The 21,102-nt window shown below is 65.3% G+C and carries 17 protein-coding genes; 13 read left to right on the top strand and 4 right to left on the bottom strand.

Annotation, left to right across the window (positions count from 1 at the left end; all coding sequences use genetic code 11):
* The first annotated feature begins 224 nt into the window (after window positions 1–224).
* The 9 genes from DM872_RS22865 to DM872_RS22825 all read left to right on the top strand — a co-directional run bounded on the left by DM872_RS22865 (window position 225) and on the right by DM872_RS22825 (window position 8,913).
* Entirely contained in the window at window positions 225–1,385 is a 1,161-nt protein-coding gene (locus tag DM872_RS22865; protein WP_179061566.1) for a Re/Si-specific NAD(P)(+) transhydrogenase subunit alpha, read from the top strand.
* Between the two features lie 11 nt (window positions 1,386–1,396).
* Window positions 1,397–1,711: an NAD(P) transhydrogenase subunit alpha gene (locus DM872_RS22860; RefSeq protein WP_151131177.1), complete on the top strand. Its 315-nt coding sequence runs from the start codon at window positions 1,397–1,399 to the stop codon at window positions 1,709–1,711.
* Between the two features lie 2 nt (window positions 1,712–1,713).
* Window positions 1,714–3,150 carry an NAD(P)(+) transhydrogenase (Re/Si-specific) subunit beta gene (locus tag DM872_RS22855; protein ID WP_077524281.1) on the top strand — a complete coding sequence of 479 codons (1,437 nt, stop codon included), beginning with the start codon at window positions 1,714–1,716 and terminating at the stop codon, window positions 3,148–3,150.
* A 316-nt stretch (window positions 3,151–3,466) separates the two neighbouring features.
* On the top strand, window positions 3,467–4,960 hold the full coding sequence (locus DM872_RS22850; protein WP_179061565.1) for an acetyl-CoA hydrolase/transferase family protein: 1,494 nt from the start codon (window positions 3,467–3,469) through the stop codon (window positions 4,958–4,960).
* Between the two features lie 329 nt (window positions 4,961–5,289).
* A complete protein-coding gene (locus DM872_RS22845; RefSeq protein ID WP_077524279.1) occupies window positions 5,290–5,505 on the top strand; it encodes a DUF1127 domain-containing protein in 216 nt (71 codons plus the stop codon).
* Between the two features lie 282 nt (window positions 5,506–5,787).
* Complete coding sequence (locus DM872_RS22840) at window positions 5,788–5,997, top strand: DUF1127 domain-containing protein (protein WP_179061564.1); 210 nt, start codon at window positions 5,788–5,790, stop codon at window positions 5,995–5,997.
* Window positions 5,998–6,129: 132 nt separating this feature from the next.
* The gene (locus tag DM872_RS22835; RefSeq protein ID WP_179061563.1) at window positions 6,130–6,447 is read left to right on the top strand and encodes a DUF2388 domain-containing protein; all 318 of its coding nucleotides are present in this window, start codon (window positions 6,130–6,132) and stop codon (window positions 6,445–6,447) included.
* Window positions 6,448–6,614: 167 nt separating this feature from the next.
* Window positions 6,615–6,935, top strand: a complete 321-nt coding sequence (locus tag DM872_RS22830; RefSeq protein WP_179061562.1) for a DUF2388 domain-containing protein — start codon at window positions 6,615–6,617, stop codon at window positions 6,933–6,935.
* Between the two features lie 19 nt (window positions 6,936–6,954).
* A complete protein-coding gene (locus DM872_RS22825; protein ID WP_444860452.1) occupies window positions 6,955–8,913 on the top strand; it encodes an Lnb N-terminal periplasmic domain-containing protein in 1,959 nt (652 codons plus the stop codon).
* A gap of 204 nt (window positions 8,914–9,117) precedes the next feature.
* On the opposite strand, the gene DM872_RS22820 is transcribed toward DM872_RS22825, so the two are convergent.
* Window positions 9,118–9,519, bottom strand: coding sequence for a GFA family protein (locus tag DM872_RS22820; RefSeq protein ID WP_179061561.1), 402 nt, complete (start codon window positions 9,517–9,519; stop codon window positions 9,118–9,120).
* Window positions 9,520–9,623: 104 nt separating this feature from the next.
* Between DM872_RS22820 and DM872_RS22815 the strand changes: the two genes are divergently transcribed.
* The 3 genes from DM872_RS22815 (at window position 9,624) to DM872_RS22805 (ending at window position 12,963) form a co-directional block, all read left to right on the top strand.
* Window positions 9,624–10,532 (top strand): AEC family transporter, encoded by a 909-nt coding sequence (locus DM872_RS22815; protein WP_179061560.1) that lies wholly within the window; start codon window positions 9,624–9,626, stop codon window positions 10,530–10,532.
* Between the two features lie 261 nt (window positions 10,533–10,793).
* Window positions 10,794–12,101, top strand: a complete 1,308-nt coding sequence (locus DM872_RS22810; protein WP_179061559.1) for a CitMHS family transporter — start codon at window positions 10,794–10,796, stop codon at window positions 12,099–12,101.
* Window positions 12,102–12,204: 103 nt separating this feature from the next.
* Window positions 12,205–12,963 (top strand): TerC family protein, encoded by a 759-nt coding sequence (locus DM872_RS22805; protein WP_077527602.1) that lies wholly within the window; start codon window positions 12,205–12,207, stop codon window positions 12,961–12,963.
* 159 nt (window positions 12,964–13,122) lie between these two features.
* Here DM872_RS22805 and DM872_RS22800 read toward each other — a convergent pair whose 3' ends face one another.
* A complete protein-coding gene (locus DM872_RS22800; protein WP_179061558.1) occupies window positions 13,123–14,970 on the bottom strand; it encodes a C1 family peptidase in 1,848 nt (615 codons plus the stop codon).
* 272 nt (window positions 14,971–15,242) lie between these two features.
* On the opposite strand from DM872_RS22800, the gene DM872_RS22795 reads away from it, so the two are divergent.
* Window positions 15,243–15,458 (top strand): hypothetical protein, encoded by a 216-nt coding sequence (locus DM872_RS22795; protein WP_256873454.1) that lies wholly within the window; start codon window positions 15,243–15,245, stop codon window positions 15,456–15,458.
* Between the two features lie 165 nt (window positions 15,459–15,623).
* Here DM872_RS22795 and recD read toward each other — a convergent pair whose 3' ends face one another.
* Both recD and recB read right to left on the bottom strand, forming a co-directional pair.
* Entirely contained in the window at window positions 15,624–17,468 is a 1,845-nt protein-coding gene (gene recD, locus DM872_RS22790) for an exodeoxyribonuclease V subunit alpha (protein ID WP_179061557.1), read from the bottom strand.
* Complete coding sequence (gene recB, locus DM872_RS22785) at window positions 17,468–20,995, bottom strand: exodeoxyribonuclease V subunit beta (protein WP_179061556.1); 3,528 nt, start codon at window positions 20,993–20,995, stop codon at window positions 17,468–17,470. The genes recD and recB overlap by 1 nt, the downstream gene beginning before the upstream one ends.
* Window positions 20,996–21,102 lie beyond the last annotated feature (107 nt).

Genomic DNA, 21,102 nt, shown 5'->3' with positions numbered 1-21,102 from the left:
CGGGGTCTGGAACGGAAGCCAGGGACAGCAAGTCGAATCGTGACTTGTAGTTATTGTATCGTTTTACTCCAGAACTGCTTGAAGCAGTTGAGGTTCCGATTGCAGAATGCCGCGCCACCAGGTTTCGGCTTTGCGATACCAGGCTGTTGAAAGGCGGATTCGCCTCGCCAGAGCACCATCCGCAGTGCACTGGTTCACCAGATCGATCACGCAGGAGATTTGAAGTGCACATCGGTGTTCCTCTCGAAAGCCATGCTGGCGAGACGCGGGTTGCCGCGACGCCCGAAACCATCAAGAAGCTGGTGAGCCAAGGCCACCGGGTGACGGTCCAAAGCGGTGCCGGCGTCAGCGCCAGCATTCCGGACAGCGCTTATGAAGCCGTTGGTGCCGTCATCGGCAACGACGCCGCTGCCTTCGGCGCCGACCTGGTGCTGAAAGTGGTTGCCCCGACCGAAGGCGAACTGGCCCACATGCGCGCCGGTGCCGTACTGGTCGGCATGCTCAACCCCTTCAGCAACGAAGTCATCGCGCGCATGAATGCCCGCGGCATCACTGCCTTCGCCCTCGAAGCGGCGCCGCGCACCTCTCGCGCCCAGAGCCTCGACGTGCTGTCGTCCCAGGCCAACATCGCCGGCTACAAGGCCGTGCTGCTGGCGGCTCACCACTACCCGCGCTTCATGCCGATGCTGATGACCGCCGCCGGTACCGTTAAGGCCGCGCGCATCCTCATCCTCGGTGCCGGTGTCGCAGGCCTGCAGGCCATCGCTACCGCCAAGCGTCTGGGTGCGGTGATCGAGGCGTCTGACGTGCGTCCGGCGGTGAAGGAACAGATCGAGTCCCTCGGCGCCAAGTTCGTCGATGTTCCCTTCGAGACCGACGAAGAGCGCGAATGCGCCCAGGGTGTCGGCGGTTACGCCCGCCCGATGCCGGCCTCCTGGATGGAGCGTCAGGCCAAGGCCGTGCACGAGCGCGCCAAGCAGTCCGACATCGTCATCACCACCGCGCTGATCCCGGGCCGCAAGGCACCGACCCTGCTGCACGAGGCCACCGTTGCCGAAATGAAGCCGGGCTCCGTGGTCATCGACCTGGCCGCCGCCCAGGGCGGTAACTGCCCGCTGACCGAAGCCGACCAGGTAGTGGTCAAGCACGGCGTGACCATCGTCGGCCACAGCAACCTGGCAGCCATGGTGCCGGCGGACGCCTCCGCCCTCTATGCGCGCAACCTGCTGGACTTCCTCAAGTTGGTCATCGACAAGGACGGCCAGCTCAACATCAACCTCGAAGACGACATCGTCGCCGCATGCCTGATGTGCCGCGACGGCAATGTCGTGCGTAGCAACGGCGCTCCCGCCGCGACCGCTGCTCCGCAAAAAGCGAACGCATAAGGATAGAGACCATGGACCTGATTTCCGACGGCATCTACAACCTGATCATCTTCGTGCTGGCCATCTACGTCGGCTACCACGTGGTGTGGAACGTCACCCCGGCCCTGCACACCCCGCTGATGGCTGTGACCAACGCCATCTCGGCGATCGTGATCGTCGGCGCCATGCTGGCCGCCGCCCTCACCGTCACCCCGCTGGGCAAGGCCATGGGCACCCTGGCGGTGGCACTGGCCGCGGTGAACGTCTTCGGTGGCTTCCTGGTCACCCGCCGCATGCTGGAAATGTTCAAGAAGAAAGCGCCGAAAGCGCAGTTGGAGAAGCACTGACCATGAGCATGAACCTGATCACTGTTCTCTACCTCGTCGCCTCGGTGTGCTTCATCCAGGCGCTCAAGGGCCTGTCGCACCCGACTTCGTCGCGTCGCGGCAACCTGTTCGGCATGATCGGCATGGCCATCGCCGTGCTCACCACTGTCGGCCTCATCTATAAGCTGGGCGCCGAGCTGGCCACCCAGGGCATCGGCTACGTGATCGTCGGCCTGCTGGTCGGCGGCACCGCCGGTTCGATCATGGCCAAGCGCGTCGAAATGACCAAGATGCCGGAGCTGGTCGCCTTCATGCACAGCATGATCGGCCTGGCTGCGGTGTTCATCGCCATCGCCGCCGTCGTCGAGCCGCAGTCCCTGGGTATCGTTGCTGCCCTGGGTGATGCCATCCCGGCCGGTAACCGCCTGGAACTGTTCCTCGGCGCAGCCATCGGTGCCGTCACCTTCTCCGGTTCGGTCATCGCCTTCGGCAAGCTGTCCGGCAAGTACAAGTTCCGCCTGTTCCAGGGTGCCCCGGTGCAGTTCGCCGGCCAGCACAAGCTGAACCTGCTGGTCGGCCTGGCCATCATCGGCCTGGGCCTGTACTTCACCCTCACCGGCAACATCGCAGCCTTCGCCCTGCTGGTGGCGCTCGCCTTCGTCATCGGCGTGCTGATCATCATCCCGATTGGCGGCGCCGACATGCCGGTGGTTGTGTCCATGCTGAACAGCTACTCGGGCTGGGCGGCGGCCGGTATCGGCTTCTCGCTGAACAACTCGATGCTGATCATCGCCGGCTCCCTCGTGGGTTCCTCGGGTGCGATCCTCTCCTACATCATGTGCAAGGCGATGAACCGCTCCTTCTTCAACGTCATCCTCGGCGGCTTCGGTGCCGAAGCTGACGCCGGCGCCGCGGCTGGCAGCCAGGAGCAGCGTCCGGTGAAATCCGGTTCGTCCGACGACGCTGCCTTCCTGCTGACCAACGCCGACAGCGTGATCATCGTCCCCGGCTACGGCCTGGCGGTGGCCCGTGCCCAGCACGCGCTGATGGAGCTGTCCGAGAAGCTGATCCACCGTGGCGTGAACGTGAAGTACGCGATCCACCCGGTTGCCGGCCGTATGCCGGGCCACATGAACGTCCTGCTGGCCGAGGCCGAAGTGCCCTACGAGCAGGTGTTCGAGATGGAAGATATCAACTCCGAGTTCGGTCAGGCCGACGTGGTGCTGGTGCTCGGCGCGAACGACGTGGTCAACCCGGCCGCGAAGAACGATCCGAAGTCGCCCATCGCCGGCATGCCGATCCTGGAAGCCTTCAAGGCCAAGACCATCATCGTGAACAAGCGCTCCATGGCCAGCGGCTACGCCGGCCTGGACAACGAACTGTTCTACATGGACAAGACCATGATGGTGTTCGGCGATGCCAAGAAGGTGATCGAGGACATGGTCAAGGCTGTCGACTAAGTCCTGCCCCGCGATACCAAGAACCCCGGCCTTGTGCCGGGGTTTTTGTTTTTGGGACGCACATGGAGCCGGCTTATATATGTGGGGGCGAATTCATTCGCTATGCAGGCCGCAGGCATGCCCGTTGACGTCACTGGGGGCTGCTTCGCAGCCCTTAGCGAATGAATTCGCCCCCACAAGGATTTTCGCCCTGACAACCTGACCAACCGACAAAAGGCCCTGAATAGAGCCATTTCTTCGACCTTGGTATAGAAGTCGGACGCCCCGCCAGCCCCTAGACTGCGCGGCTCCTACCCCGTTGTCCGAGGTTTTCCCCATGTACTCCGAGCGCGTGCGCCTGTCCTCCCTGCTGGACAAGGTGATGAGTGCGGCCGACGCCGCTGCCCTGATCGAAGACGGCATGACCGTTGGCATGAGCGGCTTCACCCGTGCAGGTGAAGCCAAAGCCGTGCCCCAGGCGCTGGCCGTGCGAGCCAAGGAGCAGCCGCTGCAGATCAGCCTGATGACCGGCGCCAGCCTCGGCAATGACCTCGACAAGCAGCTCACCGAAGCCGGTGTGCTGGCGCGCCGCATGCCGTTCCAGGTGGACAGCACCCTGCGCAAGGCGATCAACGCGGGCGAGGTGATGTTCATCGACCAGCACCTGTCGGAAACCGTCGAGCAGCTGCGCAACCACCAGCTCAAGCTGCCAGACATCGCGGTGATCGAAGCCGTGGCCATCACTGAAGAAGGCCACATCGTACCGACCACCTCCGTGGGCAACTCCGCCAGCTTCGCGATTTTCGCCAAGCGCGTGATCGTCGAGATCAACCTGGCGCACAACCCCAACCTGGAAGGCCTGCACGACATCTATATCCCGACCTACCGGCCGACCCGCACGCCGATCCCGCTGACCCGCGTGGATGACCGCATCGGTGGCACCGCCATCCCGATCGACCCGGCGAAGATCGCCGCCATCGTCATCACCGATCAGCCGGACTCCCTGTCGACTGTACTGCCGCCGGATCACGAGACCCAGGCCATCGCCGACCACCTGATCGACTTCTTCAAGCGTGAAGTGGAAGCCGGGCGCATGAGCAACAACCTCGCGCCACTGCAGGCCGGCATCGGCAGCATTGCCAACGCCGTGATGTGCGGCCTGATCGAGTCGCCCTTCCAGGACCTCACGATGTACTCCGAGGTACTACAGGACTCCACCTTCGACCTGATCGACGCCGGCAAGCTGAGCTTCGCCTCCGGCAGCTCCATCACCCTGTCGGCGCGCCGCAACAGTGATGTCTTCGGCAACCTGGAGCGCTACAAGGACAAGCTGGTGCTGCGCCCGCAGGAAATCTCCAACCACCCGGAAGTGGTACGGCGCCTGGGCATCGTCGGGATCAACACCGCGCTCGAGTTCGACATCTACGGCAACGTCAACTCGACGCACGTGGGTGGTACGAAAATGATGAACGGCATTGGCGGCTCCGGCGATTTCGCCCGGAACGCCCACCTGGCCATCTTCGTCACCAAGTCCATCGCCAAGGGCGGCGCGATTTCCAGCGTGGTGCCGATGGTCAGCCACGTGGACCATACCGAGCACGATGTGGACATCCTCGTCACCGAACAGGGTTTGGCCGACTTGCGCGGTCTGGCGCCCCGCGAGCGAGCGCGCGCGATCATCGACAACTGTGTTCACCCGGATTTCCGTCAACCATTACAGAACTACTTCGACGCGGCCTGCGCCAAGGGCGGGCATACCCCCCACGTGCTGCGTGAAGCCATGGCCTGGCATATCAATCTGGAAGAAACCGGACGAATGCTGGCCAGCTGAACCGGTTGGAACAAAACAGTTATGGCCTTGTAACCTTTGATTCTGACAAAAAGATCAAAAAACAGTTTCTGAAAATCCGGAACTGTACTGTTCAAAAATCCTGCTTTCCGCTGCCTTAACAGGAAAAACTATGGTTCCCCGTTGGATCACGAGTGATTCAACGGGGCACCCATACAGTTCCCTACAATTTCAGCGAAACAGTTGATAAGCATGCTAATAAAGGCCAACACAATTTAGAGCAACTGTGACTACAGTGGCGGCTGTTCCGGGTAGATCATAGGCACCAGTTGATAACCAAGCCCCGCCACAAGCGGGAAGGACCTGCCGCCATGGAACGTACCCTCAGTTCCGACCTGATTTTCGAAAGTGCCGAACAATCCCCGAAATCCTCGTGGGCCCTGCGCACCGTTTCCACCCTGCTGCTGTGGCAGCGCCGCATCGCCAGCCGTCATCAACTGGCCATGCTGGACCCCCGCCTGTTGGCTGACGCTGGTATCAGCGAAGCCCAGCGCGAAGCCGAGCTGCACAAGCCCTTCTGGCGCTAAGCAGTTCGCCGGGCCAAACGGCCCGACAGCAACACCCCAGACAGAACCCGTCGCCGCCAGCGACGGGTTTCGTCGTTTCTGGTTCCTGAAAAAGCGCCGCGGGTAAGACTGGGATGGAAAGCGGGCCGGCACAGCTGCGTCAGATCAGACCATTACAGTTTTATCTCAAATACATCTGATACAGCACAATTCACCATTGCTGTGACTGCACAGTCTTCGCGCAGAACGAGATCATGGCCTTCCATAACCCATCCCCGCATTGCCGCGGGAAGGACGAGCGCCATGGACCGCATCCTCACTGCCTCCGCCCAATTGCACACGACCAGCCCGCGTACCCACTGGTACCTGCGACTGTTCGCCACCATTGCCATGTGGCGGCGCAACGCCCGCACCCGGCACCAGCTCGCGCAGCTGGACCCGCGCGCGCTGGCAGATGTGGGTATCAGTCCGAGCGAGCGCTATCAGGAACTGGAACGTCCCTTCTGGCGCTGACAGCTGCTGCGTCTGTCCGAGGAATGGCAGGCTCCTGGCCAGCACTGGCCCGCAAGCGTCACTTTGACTAGGCTTTTCCCCAGCCGGCAGCGCTTCTCGCGCTGCCGCATTGGTCTGTAAAAAGGAGCCCCCATGACCTCTCTTCGCCTACTCAGCGCCGCCGCCCTGTTGGCGCTCGCCACCAGCGCATCGGCCACCAGCTTCGTGGTAACCACTGACGCCGTCGTCAACGCCGTCGCGGCAACCTCCGATGCCACGTCCGATGTCACCTCTTCCTTCAAGGATGACAAGATCGTGCTCGCAGCCCGTGACGATGCCGCCAGCTTCGTGGCCAGCTCCGGCGATATCCGGGGTGCCCAGCTGGAAGCCGCGTTCAAGCACATCCGCTCCACCCAGCCGCAACTGGCGGCCAGCGATCTCCAACTGGCCCAGGCCATCCTGACGCTCTGACGGCACACTCCGGGGCCGCGCATTGCGCGGTCCATCGGCCTGCATGCCCCGCAGCGCCTGGCCCTCGTCCGTCCATTCCGCTAACCTTCGCGCCCGATGCCCGCGGCATAGAACCGCCGTAGGGTATTTCCGTCCAATACCTTAGAAATTTCCTTCGGAGAGCTTCCATGCGCCGCTCGCTGTCTGTCGCAGCCATCGCCCTTTTCCTCGTAGCCGGTGCCGCCCAGGCCCAGACCCTGGTGGCGACCAGCAACATCATCGTCCGCGCGCTGGACCGCACCCTCGATTTCACCTCCGATACCACCACTTCGATCCGCGACATGAAAGTGGTCGTGGCCGCCCGCGATGACGCCGCCAGCTTCGTCGCCAGCGCCGGCGAGATCCGTGGCGCCCAGCTGGAAGCCGCCTTCGCCGCCCTGCGCGAACAGTTCCCGCAAGCCCGCGAGGCCAGCGACCTGGCCCTGGCGGAAACCATCGTCGCCCTCTGACCCACGCGAGCATCAGCCCCTGAACACCTGGTTGCGCCTGCTCGGCCTGAGCGTCCTGCTGCTGGCCGGTACTGCCCGGGCCGAATTGCGCCTGGTACTGGATGACGAAGGGCTGACCACGCCCCAGCGTCAGGCCAGCCAACAGCTACTCGACGAAGCCCTCGCGGCCCTGCCCCCGTCCTTCGTCGAGCGGCTGGACCGCGAGGTGACAGTGGGCTGGAGCGACGACCTGCCCGAGAACGGCTACGGCCGTGCCACCCGCTTCGACGCCCTGGTGCTCAACCGCAATCTGCTGCCGGGCCTCACCGACGGCCGTGGGGCGACCCAGAAGACCAACCGCGTCCACGGCACTGTGCGCCGCGAAATGCTCGCCACCGTGCTTCACGAACTGACCCATCTCTACGACCGCGCGCGCCTCTGGTCCCCCGCCGAAAAGACGCAACAGTTCCGTTGTCGCAACCAGGCATCCAGCAACGGCCGAGTGGGCCTGCCCGGCGACTGCCGGGGCCAGACAGAACGCCGTTTCACCCTGAGTGACGACCCGCGCCTTCTCGACCTCGCCGGCTGGCCCCAGTACGTCGGCAAGCGCGGGCAGCGCGAGCAGGACAATCATCAGGTGGCGCGCAGCCCGGATATCTACGAGCTGAAGAACGCCCGCGAATTCGTCGCAGTGAACATGGAGTACTTCCTCCTCGACCCGGCCTACGCCTGCCGCCGTCCTGCGCTCTACCGCTATTACCGCGAACATTTCGGCTGGGCACCTGAACATCAGGCCACCTGCAACGACGGCTACGCCTACCTCAACGCCGGCCGCGACTTCGGCAAGCAGCCCCTGGGCAAACTCGACCCGGACCGTGTCTACGAAGTCGACTACCTGTTCGCCGAAGCCAACCAGAACTGGGTGAGCCGCTGGGGTCACAGCATGCTGCGCCTGGTGATCTGCGCCCCTGGCCGCCCGCGCGGGCCGGACTGCCGCCTCGACCTCGACCAGCATCTGGTGCTGTCCTACCGCGCCTTCGTCGGCGACGTGCAACTGTCGAGCTGGGACGGCCTCACCGGCGCCTACCCTTCGCGCCTGTTCGTGCTGCCGTTGCATCAGGTGATCGAGGAATACACCAAGGTGGAACTGCGCAGCCTCGCTTCAGTGCCGCTCAAGCTCAGCCGCGAGGAAGTGGAAACCCTGGTGGAGCATGCCGCCGAGATGCACTGGAGCTACGACGGCGACTACTGGTTCCTCTCCAACAACTGCGCGGTGGAAACCCTCAAACTGCTGCGCAGCGGCACCGACCACCCGGCGCTGCGAGATCTCGACAGCATCATGCCCAACGGCCTGCTCAAGCTCCTGGAAGGCCGCGGTGTCGCTGACCGCACGCCACTGGACGACCCCAAGGAAGCGCTGCGCCTGGGGTATCGCTTCGACTCCTTCCGTGACCGCTACCAGGCCATGTTCAAGATTCTCCGCGAGCGCCTCGAGGTGCCCCAGAAAGAAGTCGAGGACTGGCTGGAGCTTACCGCCGAACAACGCCGCCCCTGGTTCGACAAAGCCGACCTGCGTGCCAGTGCCGCCCTGCTCCTGCTGGAACAGGCTGCCCAACGCCGCCAGCTGCTGTTGGCCCAGGACGAGCTCAAGCGCAACTACCTGAGCTCCCGCGAACAGGCCGGACAGACACGCTTCGCCAAGGCCGGCGGGACCCTGGAACAGATGCTCGCCAACAGCGGATTCCTCAGCCGCCCGGCTGAACTGCTGCAAGGTGGCTACGGCCTGCCGCAGAGCGCGGAGTGGCAGCGCCTGGAGGCCGAAAGCAGCACCCGTCAGCAAACCATGCACAAACTCAGCGTTGACCTCGACCGCGAAGTCCGCAGCCTGCTGGAACCCCAGCGCATGGCCGAGCTGAACGCCACCGAGGCCAACCTCAAGGCCATCGGCGCGCACCTGCGCCAGTTGCACAAGGATGCTGGCGGCCTCGTGCTCCCTTGATTCCTTGCTGATGGGTATCGCTCCGCTCCACCCATCCTACGGTCGGGGCACGACCTAGATTCCGGGCCGTAGGGCGCGAAATGTGCTCTCCGTAGGTTGGCGCAGAGCGAAGCGAAGCCCAACGATTCCGCACTCGGGGCCGTTGGGTTTCGCGGAGCTCTACCCAACCTACGAGGCCTGCATCGCGCCTCCGTCACTACCCGCTTACAACGTTTCCTCATCCTCCTCCGGCAACTGCGGGTCCAGGCTCAGCCAGGGCAAGCGGCTCTTCACCCAGATGTGCCGCTTGGGAGCAACGGCTTCGGGCTGGTCCAGGGTGGCGATGGTGAGGTCCAGGGTGCCGGGGCTGAGGCTGGTGAACAGCGCCAGCTGGCTGCTGCAACGCGGACAGAAGTAGCGGATGCAGCTCGCGGATGAGGCGTACTCGGCGGGCGTTCCGCTCGTCCAGCGGAAGCTCGCCAGCGGCACGGTCGCCCAGGTGGTGACAATGCCGCCGGTGGTGCGCCGGCAGATCGAGCAATGGCAATGGGCGACATCGCCCAGGGGTGCCTCGACGGCATAACGCAGCTGCCCGCAATGACAGCCGCCGGTGTGGAGTTCAGCCATGATGGTGGTCTCCGGCTTGAGCGCTGTCTTTCACCCTAGCAGGCGGTTGCATACGGCCGATCCGGACCTGAAGATGGGACGCCCCAGCTGACCCGGATGTCGCCGTGCTGACCCTTCTCGAAGCCCTCTGGCCCCTCTTCGCGCTGATCATCGGCGGCTACCTGCTGCGCCGCTGGGACTTCCCCGGCGAAGCCTTCTGGCCCGCCGCCGAGCGCCTGAACTACTTCATCCTGTTCCCCGCCCTGCTCTTCAGCAGCCTGGCCACCGCGCCGCTCGACAACCCGGCGCTACCCCGCCTGGCCCTGGCGGTATTCCTGGGACTCGGCATCGGCTGGGCCGCCCTGCAGCTGGCGCGACGCCTGCTGAACTGGCCGGCCGCGCGCTTCGGCGCCATCACCCAGGGCATCCTGCGCTTCAACACCTACCTGGGTCTGGCGGCGATCGGCAGTCTCTACGGCAAAGACGGGCTGGCAATGGCCGCGCTGATGCTGGCCCTGATGGTGCCGACGGTGAACCTGATGTCGGTCTGGGCCCTGACCGCCGAACGCGGCGTAAGCCTGCGCGGCCTGCTGTTGCCGATGGCGAAGAACCCGCTGATCCTCGCCTGCCTGGCCGGCGCGCTGGTCAATCTCGCCGGACTCGGCCTACCCGGCGGCACCGACCGTCTGCTCAACCTGCTGGCAGTGGCCAGCCTGCCACTGGGCCTGCTCTGCGTCGGCGCGGCGCTGCGGCCACAGGAACTGGCCGGCGAAGTCCCGGCCCTCGCCTGGAACTGCACCCTGCGCCTGCTGGCCATGCCCGTCCTTGCCTTCGCCGTCGCCCGCCTGCTCGGTTTGCCCGCCATGGAAAGCAGCATCCTGGTGCTGTTCTTCGCCCTGCCCACCGCCCCCACGGCCTACGTGCTGACCCGCCAGCTCGGCGGCGACAGCCACCTGATGGCCGGCATCATCACCCTGCAGACCCTGCTCGCCGCCGGCAGCCTGCTGCTGGTGATGCGCACCCTGGCCAGCTGACGCCATGGCGGCCTGCCCGCCGTTCGTCGACAAATAGCCGCGTAATCGGTACCGATCACCGCCGAAAGCTGGCTGAAAGGTTGCGGGCTTAGCATCCGCCCCACTACCGGTACCCGACCGGTAACCCGAAAACAACAAGATTGGTGATCGACATGCCCTGCTCCCGCTGCCTGCCCGGCACTCCTCCGCCCGTCCTCCGCACGTCTTCGGCCCAGCGCTGATTTCCTCCCGCCCCACCCGAATCACGTCCGGAGAACTGCCATGCTGACTCTGCTCGGCTTCGCCATGGTCATCTGCTTCATGTACCTGATCATGACCAAGCGCCTGTCCGCCCTGATCGCCCTGATCATCGTCCCCATCACGTTCGCCCTGATCGGCGGCTTCGCCGCAGGTATCGGCCCGATGATGCTGGAAGGCATCAGCAAGCTTGCCCCCACCGGCGTGATGCTGATGTTCGCCATCCTCTACTTCGCCCTGATGATCGACTCAGGCCTGTTCGATCCGGCTGTGTGCAAGATCCTCAAGCTGGTGAAGGGTGATCCGCTGAAAGTGTCCATGGGCACCGCCGCCCTGGCCCTGATCGTCTCCCTCGACGGCGACGGCGCCACCACCTACATGATCTGCGTCGCCGCGCTGCTGCCGCTGTACAGCCGCCTGGGCATGAGCCCGCTGATCATGGCCGGGCTGATCATCCTCGCCGGCGGCATCATGAACATGACCCCCTGGGGCGGCCCTACTGCCCGCGCCGCCAGCGCCTTGCACGTGGACCCGTCGGACATCTTCGTACCGATGATCCCGGCCATGATCGTCGGCGCCATGGCCCTGTTCGGCCTCGCCTGGGCCTACGGCAAACGCGAGCGCGCCCGTCTCGGCGTCCTGCACCTGCCGGATGACCAGATCAACCATGACGAGATCAGCGTTTCGCAGTTCCCGGAAGCCCGCCGGCCCAAGCTGCTGTGGGTGAACGCGGCGCTGACCGCCGCGCTGATGGTGACCCTGATCACCGGTCTGCTACCGTTGCCGGTGCTGTTCATGATCGCCTTCAGCATCGCCATGATCATCAACTACCCCTGCCTGCAGCAGCAGAAGGAGCGGGTCGCGGCCCATGCCGGCAACGTCCTGGCCGTCGTCGGCCTGATCTTCGCCGCCGGCATCTTCACCGGCATCCTGTCCGGCACCGGCATGGTGGAAGCCATGTCCAAGAGCCTGCTGGCGGTCATCCCGCCGTCGATGGGCCCTTACATGGCGGTGATCACGGCGATCGTCAGCATGCCGTTCACCTTCTTCATGTCCAACGACGCTTTTTATTACGGCGTGTTACCGGTTCTGGCCGAGGCGGCAAGCCATTACGGCATCAGCCCCGTGGAGATGGCGCGAGCGTCTATCGTAGGCCAGCCGGTGCATTTGCTGAGTCCGCTGGTACCCTCCACCTACCTGCTGGTGGGCCTGGCCAAGGTGGAGTTCGGCGACCACCAGCGCTTCACGTTGAAGTGGGCGGTGATGATTTGTCTGTGTATCCTCCTCGCCGCCCTGCTGCTGGGTGTGTTCCCGCTCTTCGGATCACACTGAGAGTCGCTAACTGACATTCGCTCAAGCCGGAATCTGCGTAAGCTCCTTCCGGCTTGTTCGTACTCCATCCCCATACCAAGAAACTCACGAGGATCAACGCATCATGGAATGGCTGACCAGCCCGGAAATCTGGGTCGCCTTCTTCACCCTGACCGCCCTGGAAATCGTCCTGGGCATCGACAACATCATCATGATCGCCATCCTCGTGGCCCGCATGCCGCCGCACATGCAGGCACGCACGCGCTTCTTCGGCCTGGCACTGGCGATGATCACCCGTATCCTGCTGCTGCTCTCCATCACCTGGATCATGCGGCTCACCAACGACCTGTTCGAACTGTTCGGCCAGGGCATCTCCGGCCGTGACCTGATCCTCTTCTTCGGCGGCCTGTTCCTGCTGTGGAAGAGCACCACCGAGATGTATCACAGCCTGGAAGGCGAAGATGAATCCGGCGAGCAGCCTTCGGGCGCGGCGCGCAACTTCATCGGCACCATCATCCAGATCGCCATCATCGACATCGTGTTCTCCCTGGACTCGGTGATCACCGCCGTCGGCATGGTGTCCCACGTGCCGGTGATGGTCGCCGCGATCATCGTCGCCGTACTGGTAATGATGCTGGCCGCTGGCACCATCAGCGACTTCATCGACAAGCACCCGAGCCTGAAGATGCTGGCGCTGGCCTTCCTGGTTGTCGTCGGTACCGTGCTGATCGCCGAATCCTTCGAAGTCCACGTGCCGAAAGGCTACGTCTACTTCGCCATGGCCTTCTCCCTGGCCGTCGAGGCGCTCAACATCCGCATGCGCATCGCTCGCGGTCGCAAGGAAGATCCGGTGAAACTGCGCAAGGACATTCCTGGGCAGTAAGCCGAAGCAATGAAGAACGGGGCCAATTGGCCCCGTTTTTTATTGCTGCAGAAGCCTGTGGGGGCGAATTCATTCGCTATGGGCTGCGCAGCAGCCCCCTGCAGACTTGAGGGCAGACCTTCGGCCTGCATGGCGAATGAATTCGCCCCTACAAGAACCTCAATACCCCTTCAATTCATCCGCCTTGAAGCCCCGGAAGCTGCCGCCGCCCAGCACCAGCCTCAGCAGGCTGTCCATGCTCTGCAGGTCGTTGTCGAAACCGCCGTGGCTGGTGCTCCGACTGAGGGGGTTGCGGGTGTCTGCCACCACCAGGGTGCTGCCGGACGGCTGCTGGGGCGGTTGGAATTTCTGCATCCCGAGCAGCGGCACCCGCCGCAGCTTGTCTTCCAGCGCGTTGGAAACCAGATACAACAGCGATTTGCGGTAGGCCCCGGCAACGTTGTCTTCCTGCTCGGCCTGATCCGACAGGACGAGCAGGGTCTGCTGGCGAATGCCCTTTCCCAGCGCCTTCAGGAAGGTCGATTGGTACAGGTCCAGTGTGCAGGCCGGTGCGAACAGCACCAGGTTGTCGATGACCGGACCACCCAGCGCCAGCCAGCTCCGCAGCAAATGGGCGTGCCAGATGGAACCTGCGCTGTGGCCTACCAGGTGGACCTTCGGCGCCCCGGCACCCTGTGCTGCCAGCCAGCCCAGCAGACGTTTCAGCACCAGCTGCCCGGCGGCGCGGGGCTGGAACGCCCGCTCGGCGTCCAGCTTCATCTCCTGCCAGAGGGCAAAGCCCAGTGGCTGGACCAGGCATTCCATCTGGTTGTCCCACCAGGAACTGACCCCGCCAACCCGCTCACCCACCAGCGGCAATTTGCTCAGCAGGATGTCGCCCAGCTCGGCCAGCAAGCCGGTTTCCCAGATGAAGTGCAGTTCGTGGACGCCGTTGTCACGGAAGGCCGGCCGCCACTTGAAGGCCCGCATGGCCGAACCGTTCACGCTGTTCAGGCCGCCATGGGCGTAGAGCATCAAGTGCCTCGGTTTGCTGTGCTGCAATTCTTCGATGATGGCCTCCACCTGCGCCAGATCGGAGGCGTATTGGCCCAGGCCGTCGAACTGGCCGTTGTCGATATGCAGGTAATGCAGGTAGATCGCTTCCTGCGGCGGCCCGACCAGCGCGAGGCGCGCGGTGCCGCCGTCGGCAACGTATCGCGTGGCGGTGTTGGTCACGTCGTGATTGACGCTGACTCCCAACTGCGCGACCCAGACATCCCAGACATTGCATTCGAAGTCCGCGTAGCTCCACAGCGCAACGCCGGCGTGGGTCTGCTTGTCGCGGCTGTAGCCACCCCAGTCGCTGCCCCAGGAGTTCTGCACAAGGAAGCCGTCGCGGGTGTAGCCGACGATGGCGAAGGCGTGCCCGCCGCCCACATCCAGCGCATCCGGCTTCCAGTCGATCACGCCCCGACGCGGCGAGCGCCAGCCGTCGTGGGTCCTGGCCGACGCGAAGAGCACCCCCACGTCGCGCAGCGCCGCCTGTACATCGTTGATGCGCGAGAAGACCCGGAAATAGGCGCCCAGTGGGATATCCAGTGCCTCCTGCTGGATGACCGGGTTCAAACCACCCTTGCGCTTCAGCGGCCAAGTCGCTTCCAGGCAGACACCGTGCTTGTGCCAACCCTTCATCGCACCCCGCGCGCTGCTGAAGTCGTAGTTCTCCCCCGGCCACTGGTCATAGCGCCGCGCCATGGCGAAGAGCATCGCCGGGCTGGCCCGGCCGGGCAGCGCGCGTCGACTGCGCAGGTAATTGACCGTCGCCGCCAGGCCGAAGCCCGTGCACGCACCTTCTTCACCCTGGTCGAGGATGTGCAGCAACGGCCAGTCCGGGAAGAGTTCGTCGGGCAAGGGCGCCAGGGATGCGGAATAGGTGAGGTCACGAAAATCCATGGAGTCGCGGCGGACATCCAGTTGCCTGGGCGCAGCTTTCCTGCGGGGCTTCGTCGTGGTGGTGCGCTTGGCCATGCTGACCTCCCTGTCCGGGTCCGGGCGACACAGGAAGGATTGACCGCTTTCAACGCCTGGGAGGGATTGCTGACGAATGGCGATGCGAGGCGATTCGCCCGCTGTGAGCGAAGATGCGCCTGAAAAACCTGCAAGGCACTGATTGAAAAAGGCTTTTTACATCATCAATAGCGTCGATGTTCTCTATCTAGAGTGATCACTTTTTAATCGACCCTCCATCCGTAAGATTGGCTCCGTACCCAGTTTCAGCCCCTATTGAGGAGCCCACGATCATGAAAACCCACGCCTTCGCCGCCCTGTTCATCGCCAGCCTGAGCACCAGTGTCTTCGCCCTGCCGTCCGACTCCCAGCCGGTGCTGGGCGAGTCGAAGGAAGGCGCTTACATCCAGGTCGTCGAGCCGGTTGCCGCCGAAGGCAGCTTCATGGTCCTGGACCGTGTGGCCGAAGGTGGCTCTGATCGCCTGCTGCAAGCCCAACGCGCCAGCTGATCGCCGTACGCGGCCTTGTAGGAGCTGGCTTGCTAGCGAAAAAGGGCCATTCGCTGGGCAAGCCAGCTCCTACGGGCAATGCAGCTACTTGCCCGCGTAGCGGCCTGTAGGTTGGTCCGAGCGAAGCGAGGCCCAACGAGGCAACGTCCAATCCCGCATTGAGGCTCAGAACAGGCTCAGCTGATCCTGTCCGGGCGCCGCTGCCGGCGCTGCCGCGGGTGGGTTGTCGGCCTGTTCAGTCACGCCCAGGCGCTCCGCCAGTCCGGCCGCCCGCTCGGCGCGGGTCGATACCGCTTCCGTCAGACGTGCCGGCAGTCCCCAGATCTCCACCTTCTTCTTCGCCCGGGTGATGCCGGTGTAGAACAGCGCGCGGCTGAGCAGCGGGCTGGGCTGCTCCGGCAACGCCAGCAGCACCTCGGTGAATTCCGACCCCTGGCTCTTGTGCACGGTCATGGCGAAGGCGCTGTCGTGGCTAGGCAGCCGCGCCGGCGCGAAGGGGCGATAACCCTCGTCGCCTTCGAAGAACACCCGCAGTCCGTTGGGCGTGGCCAGGCACAGGCCGATATCGCCGTTGAACAGGCCGAGGGCGTAGTCGTTCTGCCGCACCATCACCGCCCGGCCGGGGTACCAGCGCTCGCGGGACGGTACGCCCAGCCGACGCTTGATGCGGGCCTCCAGGGTCTCATTGATTCCACCCACACCCCAGGGACCTTCGCGCTGGGCGGTCAGGGCGCGGAAACCGTTGAAGGCGGCGAACGCGGATGCCGGGTCGGCGGCGCGCACAGCCGCGAAGTAGGGCGCATAACCCACCTCCAGCCGCTCCAGCAAGGCAGCCGGCGTAGGGCCGGCGTTCCAGACCAGGTCCGGATGGCCGCCACGCAGCAGCTCCAGGGTGCCCCGGGAATCGCCGCCATTGATGCGTCGCGCCAGTTCGCCGATGCCGCTGTCGCCGGCAAAGCGGTGGCTATGGGTCAGCAGCACCACGGCATCGCCCAGGCGCGAACGGGGTTGCTCCACCGGCACTGGCTGGCCGGTGATGCGCGTGAGATCGGCCGCCGCCACGGAATCCAGGCCGCGTCCTTCGCAGAGTTCGGCGAACACAGCACCGGCTTCCACCGCCGCCAGCTGGTCCTTGTCGCCCAGCAGGATCAACCGGGCGTTGGGGGGCAGGGCCGCGAGCAGCTTGGCCATCAGCGCCAGGTCGACCATGGACGCTTCGTCCACCACCAGTACATCCAGGGGCAGCGGATTGTCAGCGTGATGACGAACCTGCGGCGTATCGCCCCGGCTACCGAGGAGACGGTGCAGGGTCCGCGCCTCTTCGGGAAGGGCTGCCTTGATGGCGTCGCTCACCGGCAGTTCGGCCTTGGCGTTTCGGATGGCCTCGGCCATGCGCGCGGCGGCTTTGCCGGTGGGCGCCGCCAGGCCGATGGCGAGCCGCTCGCCGCCCGGCTGTTCCAGCAAGGCGGCGAGCAGACGCACCACCGTCGTGGTCTTGCCGGTGCCGGGGCCGCCGGAGATCACCGCCAGGTTACGGCGCACCGCCTGGGCTGCGGCCAGGCGCTGCCAGTCCGGTTGCTGCGTATTGCGGGCGAACAGCCGCGCCAGGGATTCACTGAGCTGCGCTTCGTCCACTTCCGGCCGCGCGGATGCCCGTCGCAGCAGGTTCTCCGCCAGCTGTGCCTCATAGGCGTGATAGCGGCTGAGGTAGAGGCGGGCACCATCCAGGGTCAGGGGCGCATAGCCGCCGGGCGTCGCCACCAAGGGCGATGCCTGCAGCGCGGTGAGCCAGTCGGGCAGGGCGGGGGCCTGGACACCGGGGCCGCTCTCGACGAACAGCGATTGCCCGGCCCAGCGCGCCAGCGGCAGACAGACATCGCCTTCCCCCAGCGCCTGGCAACACAGCGCGGCAGCGGCCAGTACGCAGTCCGGCGCCTGCGGGTCGAGGCGTTGCAGGCTCTCGGTGAAATGACGCTCCAGCGGCCCCAGGGACCAGTCGGCCAGGCCCATCAACGGCCCTCCTCGAACAGCAGGTCCAGCGCATCCAGCAGGCTGTCGGCAGGACGATGGAAGAACACACCCGCGTCCGGCATTCCACGCAGGAACAGGTACAAGGCACCGCCCAGCTGCTCGCTGGAAAAGCCGTCCAGGCGCTGGCGCAGGAAGCGTCTCAGGGCCACCAGATATATCAGGTACTGCAGGTGATAGTGCTCGGCGGCAATGGCTTGTGTCAGCCGCTCGCCGCCGTAGTAGCTGGCATCCGGGCCCAGCCAGTTGGACTTGTAGTCGGCAATGTACCAACGGCCGTCATGTTCGAAGGTCAGGTCGATGAAGCCCTTCATGAAGCCTTTCAAGGTGTCGAACTCCAAACGCTCGGCGGCCACGCGCATGGCATCCGGGAGTGCGTGGACAGGGTCGGCGAGGATCGCCCGCAGACGTAAGACATCCAGCCCAGCCACCGGGAAAGTGAAGCCCAGCTCCGGCAGTCGGCGGTGGGCGGCGAGGGCGGACAGGCGCAGGCCCCTGCCGTCCAGATCGGCATCCAGCACCAGCTGTAGATGGGCGCTGGCGATCTCCGCCCAGCTATCCGGCAAGCCGTGACCCTGCAAATGCCTCTGCACCAGAACCGGCAACTCGCTTTCGCCGCGCATCCAGTCTTCCAGCACCGCGTGCAGGCAGGTACCGGCACGAGCGCCACGGGGAAAGGCGAAGAAGCCGCTGCCCGGCTCGGTGGCCGGCGGTATCACCAGACCATCGCGATCGGGCGCTTCCATATGCAGGCCAGCGGCAAGTCCCGAGAAGCTGCCCACCCGCCAGGCACTGGCCAGCGTTCGCTCCAGGGTGGCGAGATCGGCCGGGGGCAGGGCACGGGACTCGCCCTGGGCGCTGGCCTCTTCGTCGCGCGGTGCGACAACGGCGATCTGACCTTCGCTGGCGGCGGCCAGGGTTTCCAGCTCGACGCGCAGGGCAGCGCCGTCGCGACTGGCCAGATGCTGGGCGAGGGCGGCCAGCACATCGGCTTCGTCCAGTTCGCGGCCATGCAGCAGCCAGGCGAGGGCGCAACTGTGCAGGCCGTCCTCCGGCAACTCGCCATCCTTTTTCGCCTTGGGCAGCGCGACAGGGCCCCAATGCAGCCAGAGGCGATCGCGGGCGCGGGTCAGGGCCACGTAGGCCAGACGCAAACGCTCGGCAAAGCGTTCGCGACGGGCAGTGGCGCGGTGGCTGTCGAAATCCTCGCCACCCAGGTCGAGCAACGGCGTGCCGTCCTCGGCATGGCAGGTGATGTCCTCATCGCGGCGCAACAAGGCGCCGTCCCAGAGGTAGGGGCAGAACACCAGCGGATACTCCAGGCCCTTGCTGGTGTGCACGGTGACGATCTGCACCCGCTCGGCATCGCTTTCCAGGCGCAGCAGCGCATCGTCGCCATGGCTCTCGGCGGCACGCTGGGCGTTGAACCAGGCCAGCAGCGGCTCCAGGCCGGGGCGCTGGAGACTTTCGGTTTGCAGCAATTCGGCCAGGTGGAGGAGGTTGGTCAGCCGGCGCTCGCCGTCGGGCAGGGCGATCAGGCGTTCGGCCACGCCCTGCTCATCAAGCCAGGCGCGGAAGGCACGCATGAATCCCTGTTGCTGCCAGAGCTGGTGATAGCGCTCGGCGTTCTCGCGCTCCTCGTCCCAGGCGTGTTCGTCGTCCTGGCAGCGCGCCAGTTGCTGGGCGTCGCGGCCCAGCAGGCGGGTGGACAGGGCGTAGCGCAGCACGCCTTCGCGCCCCGGCTCGGCGTAGGCAGCCAGCACCGCCGCCAGCTCGTCTGCCTCTTCGCTGTGCCAGACGCTGTCTCGCCCCCGGCGCACGCTGGGTACGCCACGGGCGGCCAGTTCGGCGGCCACATCACCTGCCTGGCGGTGACTAGCCACCAGCACGGCGATGTCCCCACCCTTGAGCGGCGAACAAACACCCTCCTCATCGAAATAGGCCTCACCGCGCGCACTCGCCGCCAGCAAGCCGGCGATACGGCGCGCGGTATCCGTGGCCACGGCGCAGCCCGCTTCACCCTTGCCGAGCGGCTCATCGCCCAGCCACACGAGCTCCAGCGGTGCACCGGCTTCAGGCAGCACCAGTTGGGCGCGCGCCTTGCTGCTGGCGCCCACCGGCGGGTAGTCGAGACCGGGTTCTGCGAAGGGCAGGGGTCGGTCGAAGACCCGGTTGAGGGCCGCGATCAGTTGCGGCGTGGAACGGTGGTTGGTGTCCAGACTGTATTGCCGCGCAGCCTCGTCGCGGGCCTTGAGGTAGGTGGCCAGGTCGGCTCCACGGAAGGCGTAGATGGCCTGCTTGGGATCGCCGACGAAGCAGAGGTCGCCCTGTTCTTCGTATACCCGGTGGAAGATCGCGTACTGCACCGGGTCGGTGTCCTGGAATTCGTCGATCAGCGCCACCGGGTAGCGCTCGCGCAGAGCCTCGCCCAAGGCGTCGCCGGCCGAGCCACGCAGGGCATCGTCGAGGCGATTGAGCAGATCGTCGAATGCCAGCAGGCGCTGGGCCGCCTTGCGCGCCGGCAGTTCGCGATTGAGGGTGTCCAGCAGGCGGACCTGCAGATCGATCAGGCGGGCCTCGCCGGCGGGAGCGGCTTCGGCCAGGGCATCGAAGAGCCGTTGCAGCGCGGCGCAGACGGCATGGTCCGGCGCATCGAAGCCCTTTTTGGTGGCCTTCTCCAGTGCCTCGGTGCCGAGCTTTTCCAGGCCCGTGGGTGCGGCGAAGAGGGCGGCCGGATCGGCGAAGTAGGCGTCCAGTTCGGTCTGCCAGAGCGCGAACCTGGCAGCGTCGTAACTGCGCTTGTTGAGTCCGTCGAGCTGGGCGAGGAGGGCCACGCATTCGGGACCCTGGCGCTGCCAGAAACCTTGCGCATGGCTCCAGGCTTCACTCGCGACGGACAGGTCACCCCCCTGCAGTTCCCTCGGCTCGATCCGCAGGTAGGGTTTGCCGAGGTGCGAACGCAGGCGCTGGCGCAATGAAGCAGGGGTGATCCGCTTCTGCGCGAGGAAGCGCGCCCAGGCCGGTTCGGCTTCCGCCAGCTCGCGCCGCCAGAGATCGGCGAGCAGCGCATCCAGCACCTCGCGGTCGTCGGTGGCCAGTTCGCTGTCGAAGTCGCCTCCGGCTTCGAACGCGGCGTCCTGCAAGGCACGTTGGCAGAAACCGTGGATGGTGAAGATCGCGGCCTCGTCGAAACCATGCACCGCGAGCAGCAGGCGGCGGTGGGCGTCTTCGCCGGGGTACTGCGCGTGGAGCCCGGCCAATACCGGATCGGCGGCCGGCGCGCCCTCGTACATGGCGAGCAACGCCGCGAGTCGCGCGCGAATGCGCTCACGCAGTTCAGCGGTGGCGGCGGTGGTGTAGGTCACCACGAGAATCTGCCCGACGCCGAGCTGGCGCTCCAGCAACAGGCGCGCGTACAGGGCGGTCAGGGTCCAGGTCTTGCCGGTACCGGCGCTGGCCTCGATCAGGCTGCGGCCGGTGAAGGGGTCCTTGAGCAGGTCGAGGCTCATGGGCGTTCCTCAGTCGACAGGCCTGCGGCCTGCTTCGCGAATGAATTCGCCCCCACAGGGTGAACACCTGATTCAGCGAGGCACGGAGAAAGCTCCCTCTCCCTCGG

This window comes from Pseudomonas taiwanensis (assembly GCF_013393345.1).
GTDB lineage: Bacteria > Pseudomonadota > Gammaproteobacteria > Pseudomonadales > Pseudomonadaceae > Metapseudomonas > Metapseudomonas resinovorans_C.
The sequence above is the reverse complement of the archived record's forward strand: the minus strand, read 5'-3'. Positions and strand labels throughout refer to the sequence as shown.